Source organism: Bacillus sp. GBSW19 (assembly GCF_002998655.1).
Lineage (GTDB): Bacteria > Bacillota > Bacilli > Bacillales > Bacillaceae > Bacillus.
Genome location: NZ_PVRF01000001.1, coordinates 1,058,826 through 1,076,951, shown reverse-complemented (window position 1 = coordinate 1,076,951; position 18,126 = coordinate 1,058,826). Strand labels below are relative to the sequence as shown.

Genomic DNA, 18,126 nt, shown 5'->3' with positions numbered 1-18,126 from the left:
TCTGAAAAAGCCCTTTCTAAGGGCTTTTAATCCGTAATCTCCATATAGACAAAATAAAACAGTGTCAGCAAGGAAGCTGTGATGAAAAACCCTTCAAGCATACCCATTCCTCCCAAATTTTAGTCGTCATTACTGTCATTGTAAACGTTTTATTATAAAAAAGAAAGTCTCAAATCAGTGACCAAATTGAATGACTGAAAATTCATTATATGCTAGAATAGCAGTATGATAACTTATGGAAGGAATTAGATATCATGAAGATGTGGATGAGAAAAACGCTTGTTGCGCTCTTTACAATTGCAACTTTTGGTTTAATCTCTCCTCCGTCGGCTTTGATGACAGACAAGCCATCTGAACTTTCTTCATCTGATAAAACGCCTTATACAGCGGTTTATGATACATCAGATGAATTGCGCAGCTGGGAACTATCGCAAGAGGACAACAAAGAGCAGGTAGACCCCTTTGAGCAATATAAGGAGGAGGTTCTATCAAGTGCAGAAAATCAATCCTTTCTCAAATTCGGCCGTAAAATCACACCTGTCATTGAAGACGAGTACAGAGAAGAGATTCAACCGAAAATTGAACAAGTGTTAACCGATGTTTTAACAAATTTCAAAGATGACGAAAAATTTCAAGATGTTGTGTTAACTGATCAGCCTTCAAGCGGAAATGGCGAAAAAATCTTCCACATCTACAACCGAAAGACTGGAGAAGATTTGCTCCGTTTTCATGTGAGAAGAGATCAGCCGCCACACAGCGGATATTGGTTTAACTTTCACTACCATACAGCAGAAGATGGATTCCAGACGCATCATGAACTCGGTAATATTTACTGGGACAAAAACACCCCACCGAGCTGGATGAGCCACTAGAAGGAGATGTCATGCCAATTGAAAAAGTATACAATGAACGAAATGGTGCAGATTACAAAACAAATGTTAAACGAACGTGGAGTGAAAATTGAAGATATTGCACATATTGTGCTAAAGCTTCAAGAAAAATATCATCCAAACCTTCCACTTAGTGTCTGTATTGAAAATGTTGAAAAAGTGTTGAATAAAAGGGAAATTGTCCATGCGGTTTTAACAGGACTTGCCCTTGATCAGCTGGCTGAAAAAAAGCTATTGCCAGAACCATTGCAGCACTTAGTTGAAACAGACGAGCCGCTATATGGTATTGATGAAATTATTCCGCTTTCCATTGTCAATGTATATGGATCAATCGGTTTGACAAACTTCGGTTATTTAGATAAAGAGAAATTCGGTATTATTCGAGAATTAGATGAAGGTCGTCCAGGTGAAGTGCATACCTTCCTTGATGACCTTGTCGCCGCGCTTGCCGCAGCAGCAGCTAGCCGTATTGCTCACTCACACCAAGATATTAAGGACGAAGAGCAGGATCGAGTGAATCAAGTATAAAAAGAAAAACATGTCTGCTCATCATGCAGGCATGTTTTTTTGGTTTAAACAAAAGCAGAAATAAGGTAAACTACAACAAGAACATAAATAAAGGATGAAAAAAATGAAACAATACAAAGAGTTATGCCGTCATGTATTACAGCACGGGGATGAAAAAGGTGACAGAACGGGAACAGGTACAATCAGCACGTTCGGTTACCAGATGAGATTTGATTTGCAGGAAGGATTTCCGCTTTTAACAACAAAGAAATTGCACCTGAAATCAATTATTCATGAGTTACTGTGGTTTTTAAAAGGTGATACAAATGTCAAATATCTTCAGGAAAATGGCGTCCGGATTTGGAACGAATGGGCAGATGAAAATGGCGAACTGGGCCGTGTGTACGGAGCGCAGTGGCGATCTTGGGCTAGTGGGGACGGTGAGACTGTGGATCAGATCACAAAGCTGATCCACGATATCGAGCATAATCCGAATTCAAGAAGACTGATCGTCAGCGCTTGGAACCCGGGTGAAATTGATCAAATGGCGCTGCCTCCATGTCATTGTCTGTTTCAATTTTACGTATCAAACGGGAAGCTTTCCTGCCAGCTTTATCAAAGATCGGCAGATATCTTTTTAGGCGTGCCATTTAATATTGCTTCATATGCCCTTCTCACGATGATGATTGCCAAAGTTACACATCTTGAGCCAGGAGAGTTTGTTCATACGCTAGGAGATGCTCATATTTATCAGAATCATCTTCCGCAGGTGAAAATGCAGCTAGAGCGCGAGGAACGCAAGCTTCCGCAGCTTCGCATTACAAGAGATGTGAAGAGCATTTTTGATTTCACGTTCGATGATTTTGTGCTTGAGAACTATGACCCGCATCCGCATATCAAAGGAGAAGTCAGTGTATGATTTCGATGATTGTGGCGACAGGAAAAGACAGAGTCATTGGTCAAGATAATCAAATGCCTTGGCATTTACCAGCTGATTTAGCGTATTTTAAGAAAGTCACAGGCGGGCATACGATTGTCATGGGCAGAAAAACGTTTGAATCAATTGGAAGAGCGCTGCCTAACCGCCGAAATATCGTTTTGACAACAAGTTCTTCTTTTGAAGCAGAAGGATGCGAGGTTGTCCATTCCATTGCTGATATTTTGGCAATCGGGGAGAACGAGACAGAGTTATTTATCATCGGCGGGTCTAAGCTGTATGAAGAAATGATGCCATATGCGGATCGTCTATATATCACGCATATTCACCATGCGTTTGAAGGAGACCGCTACTTTCCTGATTACAATGAAAACGAATGGACGGTTGTATCACGCGAAAAAGGCCATCGTGACGAAAAGAACCCCTACAATTATGAATTTGTCGTATATGACAAAAAAGGATAAATGAGTAGGAGGAGTACGGTTGTTTCGTTATTGGTTTTTAACGATTTATGTTGCCCTATCCTTTTTTAAAAGTATGAGGCATTTGCATGCTCATGAATTAACTGATCCGCGCATTTCCTATACGAAACGAATGCATCTCATTCATGAGCATGCAAAAAGGTTTGCCCGGGGCTGTATTGATCAGTCAGGATCAGTCATGACCATTCACCAGCAAAAGAAGCTGCCAGATGGACCCGTTATTTATATCACACAGGCACTGAATCCAGTCACGACGACATTATTGATTGGTCACCTTGAGAAGCCATTTGCTTTCATGGCAAAGCCGAATCTTTTTCGATATCCCATTTTAAAACAATGGCTGAAGAAGATGGCGGTTATTCATCAGAATCAATCTGATGATGCCTTATTAGAAGAAGCAAAGGAAAGAATCTTATCTGGGCAGAGTGTATTGCTTCCAGAAGCAAAGCGTCACATGGCAGAGGCACTTGCTGAAGATTGTGATTGTCCGCTTGTACCGATTGAAACAAGTGGAACGGATCGTCTATTAACTGGGAAGATCGTCAAAAGGCTTCGCCCTGTTAATGTTGATATTCATATTAAAGCACCTGTCATGATGAGTGATTACGCCCAAAAGCGCGCATAGAAAAACCAGCATCCGAAAGTGGATGCTGGTTTTTTTCATGCAGCAGGAATGTTCACACAATAGAAGAGAATGCAGAAGAACATCGATGCACTGCCGCCGAGTACAAAGCTGTGCCAAATGGCATGATGATAGGGAATTTTCCGCCAAATATAAAAGATGGTTCCGACTGAATACAATAGACCGCCTAACAGTAAGAGGCCAAATCCTGCGCCCGTTAACCCAATGTAAAGTGGTTTGATGGCAATGATAATCATCCAGCCCATTAATAAATAAACAAGGGTGGACACAATGATAAACCGTTTGACGAAAAAGATTTTAAAGACAATTCCGCCAGCAGCGAGCGCCCATACAATCGCAAGAAGCGTATAGCCTAGTGCGCCTTTTAATGGTCCTAGTAAAAAGGGCGTATATGTACCAGCAATCAATACATAAATAGCCGAGTGGTCGAGGATTTCAAATACATCTTTTGTTTTTTTGTGCCGAATGCTATGAAGCAAGGTCGAGCTTAAATAGAGCAGCAGCATGGATAAGCCAAATATCGAAAAGCTGATGATGTCTGTGACAGTGCCGTATTGAAAAGCGAATAAAACGAGAAAAACAATGGCTGGTATGGATAAAATAACGCCAATGCCATGTGTAATGGCGTTTGCAATTTCTTCTTTTACAGTAAACAATGGATAGCCTCCTTTTATTGAACCGGTATATAACCATCAAGTGACTTCAGGAATGAAAGACCTTCAAGTGTAATCTTCGTGCCGGCCCTGCCTTTTCCTTTCGTCACGTAAGCTTTTTTCTCAAGATCATCTAATCGGCTCCTCACCTGCTGAGGGGTCAGCGGAATGTCGCCTTGTTTGCTTAATTCAGACAAGATGCGTCTGCTGGCTGCTTCTCCTTTCTCATTGAGAGATTTAATGGCTTCCAGCAGGAAAACAAACTCTTGTTTTTCCATTAGTGTGAGCTGGTGTTCTTCCTTTTTTCCTTTTACGTCCGGCGAAAGAGGTGTTAACACAAAAGGCGGTAAGTGGTGTAAAAAAACCGTTTGCCCCTCGAGAATGACTGCAGCATAATGAACGATATTTTTGAGTTCCTGTACGTTTCCTTCAAACGGATACTCCTGCAACGTTTCCCAAACACTTGGATCAATATCAGGCGTCATGCTCAGCTCCTGAAAGAAAGCAGTTGTTAACACAGGAATGTCTGTTTTTCGATCTGCTAATGACGGGAGGGGCAAATGGAAAACATTTAAGCGATAAAACAGCTCAGGTAAAAAGGTAGATGACACCCTCAATGCCTCTATTGATAAAGACGAAGTGGCAATGACTTTTGTTGCAGGAGAGGTTTCTAGAAAACGAATGACCTGATGCTGCATAGGAATATTTAATGCGGCGATTTCGTCTAAATAAAGAATTTGACTGGTCTTTTCCGTGAAGGCTTTCTGTAAGGTATCTTCATCTAAGATGGGGCAATATAGATGTGTCAGTGAAGCGTTTGTAGCAGCTGCATTTGCAATTTCCTGGGCAAATAGTGTTTTGCCTGTGCCAATTTCTCCTGTTATCAAGACCGGCTGCTCGTGTTTTGTGAATTGCTTTGCCAGATGAATGGCACGCTTGATATATTGATGCTCTCCATATATAGACGTAAACGAATGTGTGGTCATCGGGTGATTCCTTTCTTTGTGGTTCTAATTGGTTCAATTGTAACACCCAATAAAACCAAATGTACAGAAAAACGAAAAAGTTTATGAAATTTATGCTTGATCCATGATCTATTGGTTTATTTTTTGAATATTCATGTTATAATGACAAATTAAATAAGGTTAAAGAGAAAGGATCTTGTACATGAAACCGTTGCTCAAAGAAAACACGCTAATTCAAGTGAAAGACATTTTAAAGGCCCATCAAAATTTGAAGGATGTAGTGATTCATACACCTCTTCAAAAAAATGAGCGACTTTCTGAACGATATGAATGTAATGTCTACTTAAAAAGAGAGGATCTTCAAGTAGTTCGTTCCTTTAAATTAAGAGGCGCTTTTAATAAAATGAGCCAGCTTCCAAAAGATAAACTAGAAAACGGCATTGTCTGTGCAAGTGCAGGAAATCACGCGCAGGGTGTTGCATATTCTTGTAAATATTTAGGGATCCACGGGAAAATCTTTATGCCTGCCACGACACCAAGACAAAAAGTATCTCAAGTCGAGCTTTTTGGAAAAGAATATGTTGAAATTATCTTAACCGGAGATACGTTTGATGATTCATATCATGAAGCAGTAAAATGCGGAGATGAAGAGAAGCGCGAGTTTATCCATCCGTTTGATGATTTGGATGTGATGGCAGGACAAGGAACGACTGCTGTAGAAATATTAAATGATATCGAAGTGGAGCCTCACTTTTTATTTGCAAGTGTTGGAGGCGGAGGTCTGTTATCTGGGGTTGGTACATATATCAAAAATATCGCCCCAGAAACCGAAATCATTGCAGTCGAACCACTTGGCGCAGCTTCACTCCATGCTTCCCATGAAAAGGGCGAGGTTGTGACACTTGATTCAATTGATAAGTTTGTAGACGGAGCAGCGGTTCAGCGGATTGGCGAAAAGACGTTTACATCGCTTCAGTCCGTTGTCGATAAAATCAGTCTTGTACCTGAAGGAAAAGTATGTACAACCATTTTAGAGCTGTATAATCAATGTGCGATTGTAGCAGAGCCGGCAGGCGCACTGTCGATCGCAGCGCTGGATGCCCATCGCGAGGAGATTAAAGGGAAAAATGTTGTCTGTATTGTCAGTGGAGGAAATAATGACATTGGCAGAATGCAGGAAATCAAAGAACGGTCGATGATCTATGAAGGGCTTCAACATTATTTCATTGTCAATTTTCCGCAAAGAGCAGGAGCGCTTCGGGAATTTTTAGATGAAGTATTAGGGCCAAATGATGATATCTCACGCTTTGAATATACGAAAAAGAATAACCGAAGCAAAGGCCCCGCGCTTGTTGGCATCGAATTGAAAGAAAGAGATGACTATGCGGCGCTGATTGAACGGATGAATAAAAAAGGATTCCATTATGTTGAAGTGAATAAAGATCAAGATTTATTCCACCTATTTATTTAGGCGTAACAGAACATTGGAAAAGAGGATTGATCGTTTGTGCTGCTCAAAACAATATGTTTTAGACGGATGGATGGAGCTCAGATCAAGGTAACAGAAGTCCCTGTACTAAAGGGAGATGAGACGTATGGTTTCATGCTCACCTTTAGACTTGAAGCTTTCTTGAAAAAAGTCTATGTATCTAAAGGAAAGAGAGCTGTGTACTCTTTCAGAGAGGATGTGAAACGTAACGTCAAGTGGAGCACATATGAGCAGATCTATCAGGAGCCTACACTGAAACACAATGCGTAAATAGAAATCTTTGTCAAGTGGAGTGAGCGGCCGTTTTGAAATGACAGCTGCTCAGCTTGGCAAGGATTTTTTTCATGAAAAGAAGAAAATGTGACAATTTCAAAAACGTCATGACAGTTGTTTTCAAGTATGCACGAAATAAGGTAATATCATAAGTAAAGACTAAGACAGCAAGGATGAGACGATAGTGAAACAAATTAAAATTGTAACAGATTCAACTGTGGACCTTCCGCAAGAAAAAATCAATGATCTTTCCATTCACGTGATTCCGCTCAATATCTCCATTTCTGGGGTTGATTATATTGACCGAGTGAATATACAGCCAGATGAATTTATTGAAAAAATGGAGGCCGCTGAGGAATTGCCGAAAACGTCTCAACCTGCGATCGGTCAATTCGTCGAATTATATGAAAAGCTCACGGCAGATGGAAGCGAAGTCATTAGTATCCATTTAACGGGTGGGATGAGTGGAACTGTTCAAACTGCTGAAAGCGCTTCGAAAATGGTAGACGGAAACATCACGGTGATTGATTCAAATTTTATTTCCTATGGATTAGGGTTTCAAGTCAGCAAAGCAGCAGAGCTTGCAAAAAATGGTGCAAGCCGTGAAGACATCATCAAAGAAATGGATAAAATCCGCCTTAAAACAAAGCTATTTGTCACAATCGATACATTAGAAAATCTCGTGAAAGGTGGAAGAATTGGAAGAGGAAAGGCGCTGATCGGCTCACTTCTTCACATCAAACCAATTGCCAGCTTAACAGACGGGGTATACACGCCGGAAGCGAATGTGAGAAGCTATTCTGCGCTTGTCCGCTATTTGACCAAACAGTATGTACAGGCCGTGAAAGGAAAAACAGTTCAAGCCATTGGGATAGCGCATGCAGATGCATTAGAACTCGCTGAAAAGCTCAAATCAGCGCTGCTTGATCACACACCTGAAGCACTTGTTGACATCGCCTACACAACACCGATTATTTCGTGTCACACTGGAAAAGGCGCAATAGGCTTTACTTTTTATACCGATTGATTGAAAAAGGGGATGGACGTACCATGCTTAAAAAAAGGGGAGCCTCACTTGGTACGCTTATGATTATAAGCGTGCTTCTTTTAGTCTCATGTTCAAATGGACAAATCAAAGATGCGTTAAATTATCAAATACAGCCGTTTGAGTATGAAAATCAGGATGGTCAAAAGGTGTCATTGGATGATTTGAAGGGGAAAATATGGGTTGCAGATTTTATTTTCACAAGCTGTGAAACGATCTGTCCGCCGATGACTGCTCATATGACAGAGCTGCAAAAACGGTTAAAAGAAGAAAAGTTGGATGCGCATATCATTTCCTTTAGCGTGGACCCGGAGGTAGACTCACCGAACAAGCTAAAAGAATTTGCAAAAGCATATCCATTGTCCTTTAAAAATTGGGATTTTCTCACTGGCTATTCACAGTCCGCAATCGAAAAATTCGCAATGAAAAGCTTTAAAACCATTGTGAAGAAACCTGAAGATGAAGACCAAGTGATTCATCAGTCATTGTTTTTCCTAGTTGATCAAGAAGGGAAAGTGATGAAAAATTATGATGGCGTACAAAATACACCTTATGATGAAATTATCAAGGACATCAAAACGCTGAATCGAAGCTAGCATAAGGATGTTCAAATGAGCGAAAACATGATACACTTTTTTAATCAGAAAAAGGAGGGACATCATCGTTTGAAGGCTCGTTTGATTTTGATTGTGATGTCTGTAGCTTTTGTTCTTTCTGCATGTTCCGCGCAAGAGGCTGGCATAAAGGATAAACTAGAAGACACACAAGACGTAAAAGAACATATTACGATCGCAGCGGTTGGAGATTCCTTAACAGAAGGAATCGGAGATCAACATAAAAAAGGATATGCAGGCATGACCCGTGACAAGTTAGAAGCGGTGGACGGCGTGCAATCTGTCACATTAAAAAATTATGCCATTAAAGGCAGTAGAACGGTAGATTTATTAAAAAGATTAAAAGAAAAAAAGGTGCAAGACGGACTGAAAGACGCTGACTATATTTTCTTTACGATCGGCGGCAATGACTTAATGCATGTTGTCCATCAAAATGTGCTCAATTTGACGTTTGCTCCTTTTCAAAAAGAGCAGGGTCCTTTTGAGGAGCGCTTTAAAACCATTCTTGCTCAATTGAGAAAGCACAATGATCATGCGAAGATCATGTATGTCAGCATGTACAATCCATTTAAGTTCAGTTTGTCTGAGCTGCGAGATATTGATGAAGTCGTCAAAGATTGGAATGCCGCTGCCAAAAAGGAACTGAAAAAAGACGGCAACGCTGATATCATCAATGTAGCAGATTTATTTGAGGAAGATTCTGATGAAAAATTACTGGCAGATGATGATTTCCACCCAAACCAAAAGGGGTACTCTCTTATGGCAAATCGTTTATTCTCCAAAGTGAAAAAAGAAGGACTGCCGAAGGAATAGGGTGAACGTATGAAAAAGTGGAAAAGCTTATTTTTTATTTTACTTGCAATCAATCTATTGATTGTTCTTGCCTGCGGTATTTTGATGATGCTGCCAGGCGGTCAATCCGCTTCAACTAAAGAATTAAAAAGCGAGTATTCTTTTAATATATCTAGCTCAAAGGAATCGCTCACCAGCTTTATCAATGATTACTTGAAAAATCAAGGATCAAGTGATATGCCAGACTTTCATGTGGCGATCGATCAAGATGTGAAAGTAACAGGCGCAATTAAAGCTTTCTCTTCGACTATTGATGCAAACGTCTCATTTACGCCAACTGTCGAAGATAATGGTGATGTGCTGTTGAAAGTGGATGGCCTTTCAATTGGACAATTGAGCATTCCGATTAGTTTTGTTTTAAGCTACATGGGCCAGTTCTATGAACTGCCAGAATTCGTTCATGTGAAACCGGATCAAAAAACGGTTGAAGTACGCCTTTCAGAAATGCCACTGACGAATGATATGTATGTGAAAGCAAACAAAATTGATCTAGAGAACGATGAAATTGAGTTCTCATATTATCATCCAAAGCAATAGAAAGTGAGTCAGGAGTGAAATCATGAAGCGAGTCTATCAATATTTTAGTTTACTGTCGCTTTTATTTGCTGCGTACTTTGGCATTACAGCTGCCACTGATTTAAGAGCAGAAAATATCGATCAGTTTTACTTAAATATTGCCTATTGTGCATTATTTCTAGGTATCATGATTCTTGCTTTTGATTTTCAAAAGCAAGAAAAAGCTGAAGATGTCTCGTAAAGAGCCTTTTCCATTGAGGAAAGGCTCTTTTTTATATTTGCTGAGACAAGACCACCTTCGCCATAAGCTCTGGCTCTCCGTTAGCAAAGCCATGAAGCAGAATGAGGTATGCGCGATTTGCTTGCAGATGAACTTTTGGGATATCAAGCAGTACACTTTGAGTACCGGCGGCTTTTAATTCAAAATGATATTTATTCGGGGAGAAATGATGAATGTGAGTGCTGTTTACATAATGAAGCTCCTTTGATAACACCCCTTGATCACGTTCATATATATCAATGGAAGGAAGGTCTGGAGACAGATGGACAAATGTAAGGGCTGACAGGTCCTCGTGTTGAATCACAGGGTCTTGCCGCTCTGTCAGCAGCGCAAAACCTGCATGAGCACCTGTGATACATAGGGTGTAAATCTCGCTACGTTTAATCATCATGCAAGAATGAAGAACTCTTTCTTTTGTGGCCAGCTTGAACACTTCTATCTCATAAATTCCCTCATCCCACTCCATATAAGCTGTCAAATGACTGTAAGGCATTTTTTTCAAGACCTCATTCCGATTCACATATACAGCGAGCTCACTAAGATCTGGTGCAGCGTGAAAGAGCCGAATAAAGGCTTTGGATGAAGGGCTGCTTTGAGGGTGCTCGAAGCCCGCAGCGAGTGGACGGTATGGAAAGTCATGATAAGAGAGCTGCTGCATGTCATCAATCCCTACTTTCTTATGCGATGGTGTTTTTTGTAGCGTATGCATGAAAAAGGCGATCTGTATAGGCAAAAGAAGCATAGAAAAAAGCCTGACGTTTTCCGTCAGGCCCGCAAGTTAAGAAGGAGAAGAATATTGATGATATTCAGCTAGCTTAATGAACGTTTTTTCATCCTCAATTAAACCACAAACGCCGCACTGGACTTTTATTTGAGGACCTTGATAGCTCACGTGAAAAGGAGAAAGCTGCTCTCCTTCGTATCTTTCGACAACTGCTCCGGTCGCAGGATCCAGCTTCACAGGTTCTGAAAGCTGCTCAATCAGATTAAAGCGCGTTCTGTTTGTTTTACAGTTTGGACAAAGATAAGGGCTTGTCATGGTTCATTCCACCTCTTTTTATCCGTAGCATGTCCAGAGCGCTAAAATCTATGCTTAATCCTTTTGACTTTTATCCAGCTTTTTAAATAATTTGATCATTGTTTTCAGTTCTTCGTCGTCGAATGACTCAAATCGCTCCATAAAGTATTCTGTTTTCTTTTTCTCAAAATGCTCAGTAATTTCCTTACCCTTATCGGTTAAGTGGATTTTGATGATGCGGCGATCCTCTTTAGAACGGATACGGGTAATCCAGCCCTTTTCTACGAGTGTGTCGGTCACAGCTGTGATATGGCTTGCTGACACCCCTAGAATGGACGCAAATTCCGTTACTTTTTTTGCACCTTGCTCACGAAGCAGATTTAAAATGAGAAATTCATTCCGAGATAATTCGTTTTCGAGCAGGCTGTTAATCTCATAACGGATCTGCTTAAATACGGTTCTCAGTAAAGAATCCATTTCATACATCATTTGTTTTCTTTGTTCCAATCATTAAACCCCCATTATATTTTAAGATACGACAGAATGCTTTCTTTTATTTTAGGTATACAAGTCGTATCATTTTCATTATTTTTCATCATGTTATAATATGATGATACCATTTTTTAAATGAAGGGGGCACTAATATGTCTGAAAAACAAGAATTAGCCACATTTGCAGGAGGCTGCTTCTGGTGTATGGTTAAACCTTTTGATGAACAGCCGGGCATTATCAAAGTTGAATCAGGGTATACTGGCGGACATACAGTGAATCCGACCTATGAGGAAGTATGTACAAATACAACGGGACATAGAGAAGCGGTTCAAATCACGTTTGATCCAGACGTTTTCTCGTATGAAAAGCTATTAGAACTGTATTGGCAGCAAATAGACCCAACAGATGATGGAGGGCAATTTGGTGATAGAGGAGAGTCCTACCGCACAGGTATTTATGTTCATCATGACGAGCAGAGAAAGCTTGCAGAAGCATCGAAAGAGAAGCTGAACCAAAGCGGCACTTTCCAAAAGCCAATTGTGACAGAAATTTTAGATGCTGGTCCTTTTTATCCCGCAGAGGAATATCATCAGCATTATTATAAAAAGAACAAAATGCACTACGAACGATATCATGTCGGTTCGGGCAGAGCGGGTTTTATTGAGTCCCATTGGAGTGATAAATCATGACAAACGAAAAAGAAAAGCGTCTGAAAGAATTAAACCGAATGCAGTACGAAGTCACGCAAAATAATGGCACTGAGCCGCCATTTCAAAATGAATTCTGGGATCACAAAGAAGAAGGCATTTATGTGGATATCATTTCAGGCAAGCCGCTTTTTTCATCTTTAGATAAGTTTGATGCCCATTGCGGCTGGCCGAGTTTCACAAAGCCGCTTGAAGATGAGGAAGTAGCGGAGAAGGTGGATACGAGCCATGGGATGGTGCGGACAGAGGTGCGCAGCAAAACAGCTGATTCTCATCTAGGTCATGTCTTTCCTGATGGTCCAGGACCAAATGGTCTTCGGTATTGTATTAACTCAGCCGCTTTGAAGTTTATCCCAAAAGATGATCTTGAAAAAGAAGGCTATGGGGATTTGAAACATCTATTTGATTGATCTATTTAAAAATCGTCACATGGAAGGCATCTGCTTCCGTGTGACGATTTTTTATTTTTTATGATGCGTGTGATGTAATTGTTCAATGATGTGGAATAGCTTTTCTTTTGTAATGAGAGGCGCTTCATTTGATGTGTAATTGGTTAAGTCGACTTTTTGAAAGTCAGCGTGCAGTTGTGGTCTTGGTAAAATGGCATAAAATTGTTCATGCTCAAATAGTGCATCTGCTTCGTGCGGAAATGTGAGCTCTTCGTGAAGCTTTTCTCCAGGTCTTTTCCCAACAACGAGAATATCCGGGGGTGCGACATTGATTTGAGTGGCATATTCATGAAACGCTTTTAAGAGATCAGCAAGCTGTAATGACTCCATCTTGAGAATGAATGTTTCGCCGCCTTTCATCATGATGGCTGCTTGAAGTGTGAGGGAGACAGCTTCTTCGATGGACATAAAAAAACGTGTCATATTAGGGTCAGTTACGGTCAAAGGTTTTTCATTTAACAGCTGCTGGAGCATGATGGGAATGACTGAACCTCTTGATCCAAGCACATTGCCAAAACGCACAGAGCAAAACATCGTTTTTTGATTCGGAATACTTTCGTTTGCTTGGAAAAATAGTTTTTCTGAAATCAATTTTGTTGCACCCATGGCATTGGTCGGAGAAACTGCTTTGTCAGTTGAGATGTTGACAACATGACTGACTTCATGTTCGATTGCAGCCTCAATGACGTGCTGTCCGCCGATAATATTTGTTTGTACGGCTTCAAACGGATTGTCTTCACAAGTGGGTACTTGTTTTAAGGCGGCTGCATGAAAGATGATATCAACGCCTTTGACGAGCTGTCTCACGCGGCTTGCATCTCGTACATCTCCTAAAGCGAATGCAACTTCTGGATGATCTGCATACTCATTTTTCATCATGTATTGTTTGCTGTCATCTTTGCTGAAGACGATAATCTTCTTTGGAGAGCATGATGTTAATTTTTTCACAATTTGACGGCCGATCGAACCCGTACCGCCTGTGACTAATATCGTTTTGTCACGAAAAAAAGCCTTCAAACTCGTTTCTATCTTTTTGGACATATCTAATCCCCCAACTCTCATTTCTCTACTTTGCATCATATGTGAAAGAGCGGTATCCGTTTGAGGAAAAGAACCACTTTCTATATAAATTAGGTGAACAAATTATAACCATCTGCTTGACGTCTTAATAGAATATGGAGAGATAAGAGAACAAGTAGAAAAACGAGAGACCTGAACACTTCAGTACTGCGATCAGCTCGGTGAAAATGAAGAGAGCTTTGCGCGAGGGGAGAAGGGAATACATGTATAGGGGAAATCGTATTTTAGCCTTGATACCAGCTTTTAGAAGCAGGCGCGATCAGCATGATGAACACATTCGCGTATTGGCGGAGCGGCCGCTCATCTATTGGACCATTCAGCCGTTACTGCAAATGATTGAGTTAGATGAAGTCATCGTCTCTACAGAGGATGTCAATACTCAAATCATTTCTTCTCACTACGGAGCCCATGTGATTGAACTGCCAGACACGCATGTAACGGAACAAACACCGTCACTCATAGCTGTGAAGCATGCGCTTGCTTATTTAGAGCGTGAGGGGAAGACCTTTGATATTGTTCTATATTTACATCCATCGTCTCCTTTAAGAGAGCCGGAAGATATTGAGAAGTGCTTGCAGCTTTTAGTAGAAGGGGGTTATGACTGCATGGCATCTTTTACAGAGGCGCTAGAAAACCCAAATGAAACATGGACACTGCATGAGAATAATGAAGCCACTTTATATAAGGACAATCATTACTTTTTCATGCCAAAGCATGAGCAGCCATATACGTATGGCCGTTTAAATGGAGCAGTGTATGCTTTTCATGTTCCATATGCAAAAGAATGCATTCATTCCTTTTTAGAAGGATCTGTTGGAGCGTATATCATGGATCGCCAAAAATCACTCGTGGTGAAACAGGAGGAAGACCTTGAGAAAGCGGAGAAAGTCTTATTGGCTCGCCGAGATGCGGAGGGTTATGCATAAGATGAATTTCAACGAGAAAAGCGCCCGGTCATAGGGCGCTTTTTACGATCTCATAAAGCCTGTGTGGAAATGTCTCAAATGTATTCCAGGAAACGACTTGTTCGTAATTGTTTCGTGCGATCGCTTTTCTTTTCTCGGGATTTGATCCATAATATTCAACCTGTTCCAGCAAATCGTCCTCATCTTTATAAAAAACGAAGCTTGAAAAAGCTTGCGGCGGTTGTAGATCCGTCAATTGAAAGCTTCCAGCTGCAGCGATATCAAACGCTCTGTTGTTCAGGCTTACATTTTGAATCATGGCTTTGTTTTTATTATAGGCAAACTGAGCCGGCCTGTGCGGGTTCAGAACAATCGCTGATTGCTGATAGATGTCCGCCATTTGCTGAGGGCTCAGCCAATTGGTCACTAGTGTGAGATCTCGATAATGTCTTCGTGACTTATTTAAATGACGATGCCATTCCTTACCTGCAACGAGAATCCGCCATTTGTTCTGTTGTAAGAGTGTATCAATGGCGATGATGCGATTGGGGTAAGGGTAGCCGGCGAGTGCAATGTCATAGTTGCACATCTCTTCAGGCGATTGGTTTTTTTGAAAAACACGTGTATTTGCCGGAATGGGAAAGTAGTGGGTGTGACCTATGCCCAATTGTTTGTAAAATGGCAAAGCTCCTTCATCAATCGTTAATATGAGCCGCGCATCACGCGTGCAAGCAGCTGACACATCTGTATAAAAGGGATCTTCTGTCATCCACAAAACGATCGGGATCTTTTCTTGTTTGAATTGATGAAGCACTTCGCTCGGAACATGATCACCGATCATCATCAAAACAAAATCCGGAGAAAATGTCCGGATTTTGTGCATGTGAGCGGGTAGAGATTCTCGATCAATTTTCACACATGAAAAGGGGGAATCAATGAAGCTCTCTTCTACCCATTGATCAAACATGTGATAGATTCCGCCGTAGCCAGAGCTGATATAAAGAAGCTTCATGATGACCCTCTCACATTAAGATGTGAACGTAACACTTTCAACTTTATCTACATCTAATAAAGTCGTTGCAGAGCCTGTTGGTGTGACTGAGCTTTCTTGTGTAACAAATACAACACCCGTTAAAGCATTGAATGCTACGAATTGAACTGGCCCGATTAAGTCTCCTGAGTCAGTGACAATGCTGATGACGGTTCCTGGTGCAAGTCTTGCAAAAATCCATCTTGCTGGCTGAGATACATCGAGTGTTGTAGCAGAATCTGAAGGTGATGCCTCAGCTGCCACTTCACTTAATAAATCGTTCAATTTTTCTTCCATTTGAACTCCTCCTTCTTCAAGATTAACTGTTAATGCACGAGTAAGTGGTTTGAAAAACACTTTCAATAGTTCTTTTTTTAATTCGGCACGCTTGTCGCTCATTTTTTTCCCATCCTTTCTTCATCAATTCAAACTCACCCCTATGTATATGCCGTTCACTTTTTTTGGTATAAGCAGAACGCTGATTCCTTGTTCTTTTTTTCATTTAATTACTTCACACATTTTTAAAAATGTTTTCAAATGCTGAGGCTAAATGAAGTGATTCTCATACTCTAGTAAAGATTAAATGTGAAGAGAGAGGGATTATGAATGGAATTTGAACAATTATTAAATGGTTGGAACGAAGAGTTACTAGAAGCAGAAGGAGTACTTGAAGTCATCTTGATTTTACTTCTTCTTCGTCTTTTAGAAGAAAGTGAGGAAGAGAGTGTGTCAGACATCAAAGAATTACTTCGTCCATGGCTTGAGCTTGGCATTCCGCTGCCACGTGTTCATTTAGTCAATGGAGAGGTCCTTCAAAACGTAGTTGTTGTGCAGCTCTTTGATACAGTAGCGGTCTTTAAAAACGTGACAAATCAGCTAAGAGTGAATGTTCCTTACGTGAACATTGTCAGCTGGGGGGCTTTTTAATCTAATTAAAAAGGATAATGATCATGAAAGTATCGGTAATTTTAACAAGCTACAATAAACCTGATTTCATTGATCGTGTGCTAAAGAGTATGGTGGAACAAACGTATTCAAATTGGGAGCTTCTGATTATGGATGATGGCTCAGAACAAGGCACCCTCCAAAAGATCCAGCCCTATTTAGACGATGAACGCATTCATCTGTATTCACGCACGGTTCATCCTGCAAAACGGCTGTTAACCGTTCGGTATGCGACGCTTATTAATGAAGCGCTAACCCGTATAACAGGTCAGCTCATTTGTTATTTAACAGATGATACTGTGTATCATCAAGATCGTTTGCAGAAAATGGTGGATGTTTTTCAGTCGAAGCCTCATATCGATATCGTTTATTCCTCGCAGCGGGTCGTGCATGTTGATAAGCATTTAGTTGAGACCATGAGCTTTGTCCGTGAAGCAGACCAAATCTTGGAGCATGCATCCTTTCAAGTGGATCATTGTTCGGTCATGCACAGAAGGCGTTTGCTTCCGCTAATTCATGAAAAATACGGGCAATATTGGGATGATGAGCCGAAACACTGGCATCATGCAGATTCTGTTTTTTGGATGAGGCTGAATCAATTTGCCGCGTTTTTTCCATTAAGAGATGTACTTGATACAACGTATAAAACCCCTCATTCCTTTCATCATCTGTTTTCGAGTATGCCGTATGATCTCATTGACGGAACGGTGATTGAAAAGGAAGGGGATTACTACCAAATCGCAGGCGGCAATCTTCATGAAATTGAAAGGTGCTGGGTGAACGAAAAAAACAGGCGCGCGATTCGGGTGCCATCGTTATGTGCGATGAAATATGAGATGAAAGACATGCTGGCAGTACCAAATTATACAGTTGTCACGGCAGATCATGGGAAAACGTTCTATTATATTGAAGATCAGAAAAAAAGGCGATTTGCTTCAAAACGTGACGTGCAATATTTTCAGTTTCACCCTAAGGAGATCTATACGATTTCAAATGAACGGCTTCAGATGTTTGAAGATGGCGGCATGATTCAAGTTTCTCCAGTATTTAGTCCGCCAAACAGGCGGCTGTTTAAATGGAAACAAGATGTCTATTTACTGATGCATCATACCTTTTACCGTATTGATCCTGATGTCGTGAAGCGATTTGCTTTTTATCATCAGCCAATTAATTTATACCCTTCCCAATTTACGTTATTTCAAGAAGGAAAGCCGATAGTGCCGCTGTATATGGAATCGCTGCAAGAATTCGATATGTCTCTTTATCAAACATCAGGGCGAAAGCACTCCTCATAAGAGGGGTGCTTTTTTGGCGCTATAGACAAAAAAAGCAGGAAGTTGCAAGGAAAAAGCGA

Annotated in this window: 25 protein-coding genes; 17 read left to right on the top strand and 8 right to left on the bottom strand. The window is 40.8% G+C overall.

Going from position 1 to position 18,126, the window contains the following annotated elements; all coding sequences use genetic code 11:
• Nucleotides 1–254 precede the first annotated feature (254 nt).
• The 5 genes from C6344_RS05655 to C6344_RS05635 all read left to right on the top strand — a co-directional run bounded on the left by C6344_RS05655 (nt 255) and on the right by C6344_RS05635 (nt 3,441).
• Complete coding sequence (locus tag C6344_RS05655; protein WP_060596585.1) at nt 255–872, top strand: YpjP family protein; 618 nt, start codon at nt 255–257, stop codon at nt 870–872.
• A gap of 18 nt (nt 873–890) precedes the next feature.
• A complete protein-coding gene (locus tag C6344_RS05650; RefSeq protein ID WP_034660983.1) occupies nt 891–1,418 on the top strand; it encodes a phosphatidylglycerophosphatase A family protein in 528 nt (175 codons plus the stop codon).
• A gap of 103 nt (nt 1,419–1,521) precedes the next feature.
• The gene (locus C6344_RS05645; protein WP_060596583.1) at nt 1,522–2,316 is read left to right on the top strand and encodes a thymidylate synthase; all 795 of its coding nucleotides are present in this window, start codon (nt 1,522–1,524) and stop codon (nt 2,314–2,316) included.
• Nucleotides 2,313–2,798 (top strand): type 3 dihydrofolate reductase, encoded by a 486-nt coding sequence (folA, locus tag C6344_RS05640; protein WP_060596580.1) that lies wholly within the window; start codon nt 2,313–2,315, stop codon nt 2,796–2,798. The genes C6344_RS05645 and folA overlap by 4 nt, the downstream gene beginning before the upstream one ends.
• A gap of 19 nt (nt 2,799–2,817) precedes the next feature.
• On the top strand, nt 2,818–3,441 hold the full coding sequence (locus tag C6344_RS05635) for a lysophospholipid acyltransferase family protein (RefSeq protein WP_060596578.1): 624 nt from the start codon (nt 2,818–2,820) through the stop codon (nt 3,439–3,441).
• Nucleotides 3,442–3,476: 35 nt separating this feature from the next.
• On the opposite strand, the gene trhA is transcribed toward C6344_RS05635, so the two are convergent.
• Together trhA and C6344_RS05625 are read right to left on the bottom strand one after the other, a co-directional pair.
• Complete coding sequence (gene trhA / locus C6344_RS05630; protein WP_106072819.1) at nt 3,477–4,115, bottom strand: PAQR family membrane homeostasis protein TrhA; 639 nt, start codon at nt 4,113–4,115, stop codon at nt 3,477–3,479.
• Between the two features lie 14 nt (nt 4,116–4,129).
• A complete protein-coding gene (locus tag C6344_RS05625; RefSeq protein WP_106072818.1) occupies nt 4,130–5,098 on the bottom strand; it encodes a sigma 54-interacting transcriptional regulator in 969 nt (322 codons plus the stop codon).
• A 181-nt stretch (nt 5,099–5,279) separates the two neighbouring features.
• Here C6344_RS05625 and ilvA point away from each other — a divergent pair, with 181 nt between their 5' ends.
• From ilvA to ypmT, 7 genes are all read left to right on the top strand, one after another.
• Complete coding sequence (gene ilvA / locus C6344_RS05620; RefSeq protein WP_060596699.1) at nt 5,280–6,548, top strand: threonine ammonia-lyase IlvA; 1,269 nt, start codon at nt 5,280–5,282, stop codon at nt 6,546–6,548.
• A 36-nt stretch (nt 6,549–6,584) separates the two neighbouring features.
• On the top strand, nt 6,585–6,836 hold the full coding sequence (locus tag C6344_RS05615) for a YpmP family protein (protein WP_034660976.1): 252 nt from the start codon (nt 6,585–6,587) through the stop codon (nt 6,834–6,836).
• 187 nt (nt 6,837–7,023) lie between these two features.
• Nucleotides 7,024–7,866: a DegV family protein gene (locus C6344_RS05610; protein WP_034660975.1), complete on the top strand. Its 843-nt coding sequence runs from the start codon at nt 7,024–7,026 to the stop codon at nt 7,864–7,866.
• Nucleotides 7,867–7,889: 23 nt separating this feature from the next.
• Nucleotides 7,890–8,480 (top strand): SCO family protein, encoded by a 591-nt coding sequence (locus tag C6344_RS05605; RefSeq protein ID WP_060596571.1) that lies wholly within the window; start codon nt 7,890–7,892, stop codon nt 8,478–8,480.
• A 69-nt stretch (nt 8,481–8,549) separates the two neighbouring features.
• Nucleotides 8,550–9,311, top strand: a complete 762-nt coding sequence (locus C6344_RS05600) for an SGNH/GDSL hydrolase family protein (protein WP_223251476.1) — start codon at nt 8,550–8,552, stop codon at nt 9,309–9,311.
• Between the two features lie 9 nt (nt 9,312–9,320).
• The gene (locus C6344_RS05595) at nt 9,321–9,887 is read left to right on the top strand and encodes a YpmS family protein (RefSeq protein WP_034660973.1); all 567 of its coding nucleotides are present in this window, start codon (nt 9,321–9,323) and stop codon (nt 9,885–9,887) included.
• Nucleotides 9,888–9,909: 22 nt separating this feature from the next.
• Nucleotides 9,910–10,107: a protein YpmT gene (gene ypmT / locus C6344_RS05590; protein WP_034660972.1), complete on the top strand. Its 198-nt coding sequence runs from the start codon at nt 9,910–9,912 to the stop codon at nt 10,105–10,107.
• Nucleotides 10,108–10,138: 31 nt separating this feature from the next.
• Here the strand turns inward: ypmT and C6344_RS05585 are convergent, their stop codons facing one another.
• The 3 genes from C6344_RS05585 to C6344_RS05575 form a co-directional block, all read right to left on the bottom strand.
• Entirely contained in the window at nt 10,139–10,855 is a 717-nt protein-coding gene (locus C6344_RS05585) for a DUF4397 domain-containing protein (RefSeq protein ID WP_223251475.1), read from the bottom strand.
• 69 nt (nt 10,856–10,924) lie between these two features.
• The gene (locus tag C6344_RS05580) at nt 10,925–11,185 is read right to left on the bottom strand and encodes a hypothetical protein (RefSeq protein WP_034660970.1); all 261 of its coding nucleotides are present in this window, start codon (nt 11,183–11,185) and stop codon (nt 10,925–10,927) included.
• A 54-nt stretch (nt 11,186–11,239) separates the two neighbouring features.
• Nucleotides 11,240–11,671 carry a MarR family transcriptional regulator gene (locus C6344_RS05575; RefSeq protein ID WP_034660968.1) on the bottom strand — a complete coding sequence of 144 codons (432 nt, stop codon included), beginning with the start codon at nt 11,669–11,671 and terminating at the stop codon, nt 11,240–11,242.
• A gap of 137 nt (nt 11,672–11,808) precedes the next feature.
• On the opposite strand from C6344_RS05575, the gene msrA reads away from it, so the two are divergent.
• Nucleotides 11,809–12,345, top strand: coding sequence for a peptide-methionine (S)-S-oxide reductase MsrA (gene msrA, locus C6344_RS05570; RefSeq protein WP_106061636.1), 537 nt, complete (start codon nt 11,809–11,811; stop codon nt 12,343–12,345).
• Entirely contained in the window at nt 12,342–12,773 is a 432-nt protein-coding gene (msrB, locus tag C6344_RS05565) for a peptide-methionine (R)-S-oxide reductase MsrB (protein ID WP_060596568.1), read from the top strand. The genes msrA and msrB overlap by 4 nt, the downstream gene beginning before the upstream one ends.
• Nucleotides 12,774–12,824: 51 nt before the next feature.
• On the opposite strand, the gene C6344_RS05560 is transcribed toward msrB, so the two are convergent.
• Nucleotides 12,825–13,853: an SDR family NAD(P)-dependent oxidoreductase gene (locus C6344_RS05560; protein WP_106072817.1), complete on the bottom strand. Its 1,029-nt coding sequence runs from the start codon at nt 13,851–13,853 to the stop codon at nt 12,825–12,827.
• A gap of 242 nt (nt 13,854–14,095) precedes the next feature.
• Between C6344_RS05560 and C6344_RS05555 the strand changes: the two genes are divergently transcribed.
• Nucleotides 14,096–14,818 (top strand): acylneuraminate cytidylyltransferase family protein, encoded by a 723-nt coding sequence (locus C6344_RS05555; protein ID WP_066030758.1) that lies wholly within the window; start codon nt 14,096–14,098, stop codon nt 14,816–14,818.
• A gap of 28 nt (nt 14,819–14,846) precedes the next feature.
• Here C6344_RS05555 and C6344_RS05550 read toward each other — a convergent pair whose 3' ends face one another.
• Both C6344_RS05550 and C6344_RS05545 read right to left on the bottom strand, forming a co-directional pair.
• Nucleotides 14,847–15,809: a CgeB family protein gene (locus tag C6344_RS05550; RefSeq protein ID WP_106047931.1), complete on the bottom strand. Its 963-nt coding sequence runs from the start codon at nt 15,807–15,809 to the stop codon at nt 14,847–14,849.
• 15 nt (nt 15,810–15,824) lie between these two features.
• Complete coding sequence (locus tag C6344_RS05545; protein WP_034660958.1) at nt 15,825–16,226, bottom strand: hypothetical protein; 402 nt, start codon at nt 16,224–16,226, stop codon at nt 15,825–15,827.
• Between the two features lie 207 nt (nt 16,227–16,433).
• Here C6344_RS05545 and cgeC point away from each other — a divergent pair, with 207 nt between their 5' ends.
• Nucleotides 16,434–16,754: a spore maturation protein CgeC gene (gene cgeC, locus C6344_RS05540; protein ID WP_034660957.1), complete on the top strand. Its 321-nt coding sequence runs from the start codon at nt 16,434–16,436 to the stop codon at nt 16,752–16,754.
• A gap of 17 nt (nt 16,755–16,771) precedes the next feature.
• Complete coding sequence (locus tag C6344_RS05535; RefSeq protein ID WP_106037318.1) at nt 16,772–18,067, top strand: glycosyltransferase family A protein; 1,296 nt, start codon at nt 16,772–16,774, stop codon at nt 18,065–18,067.
• Nucleotides 18,068–18,126 lie beyond the last annotated feature (59 nt).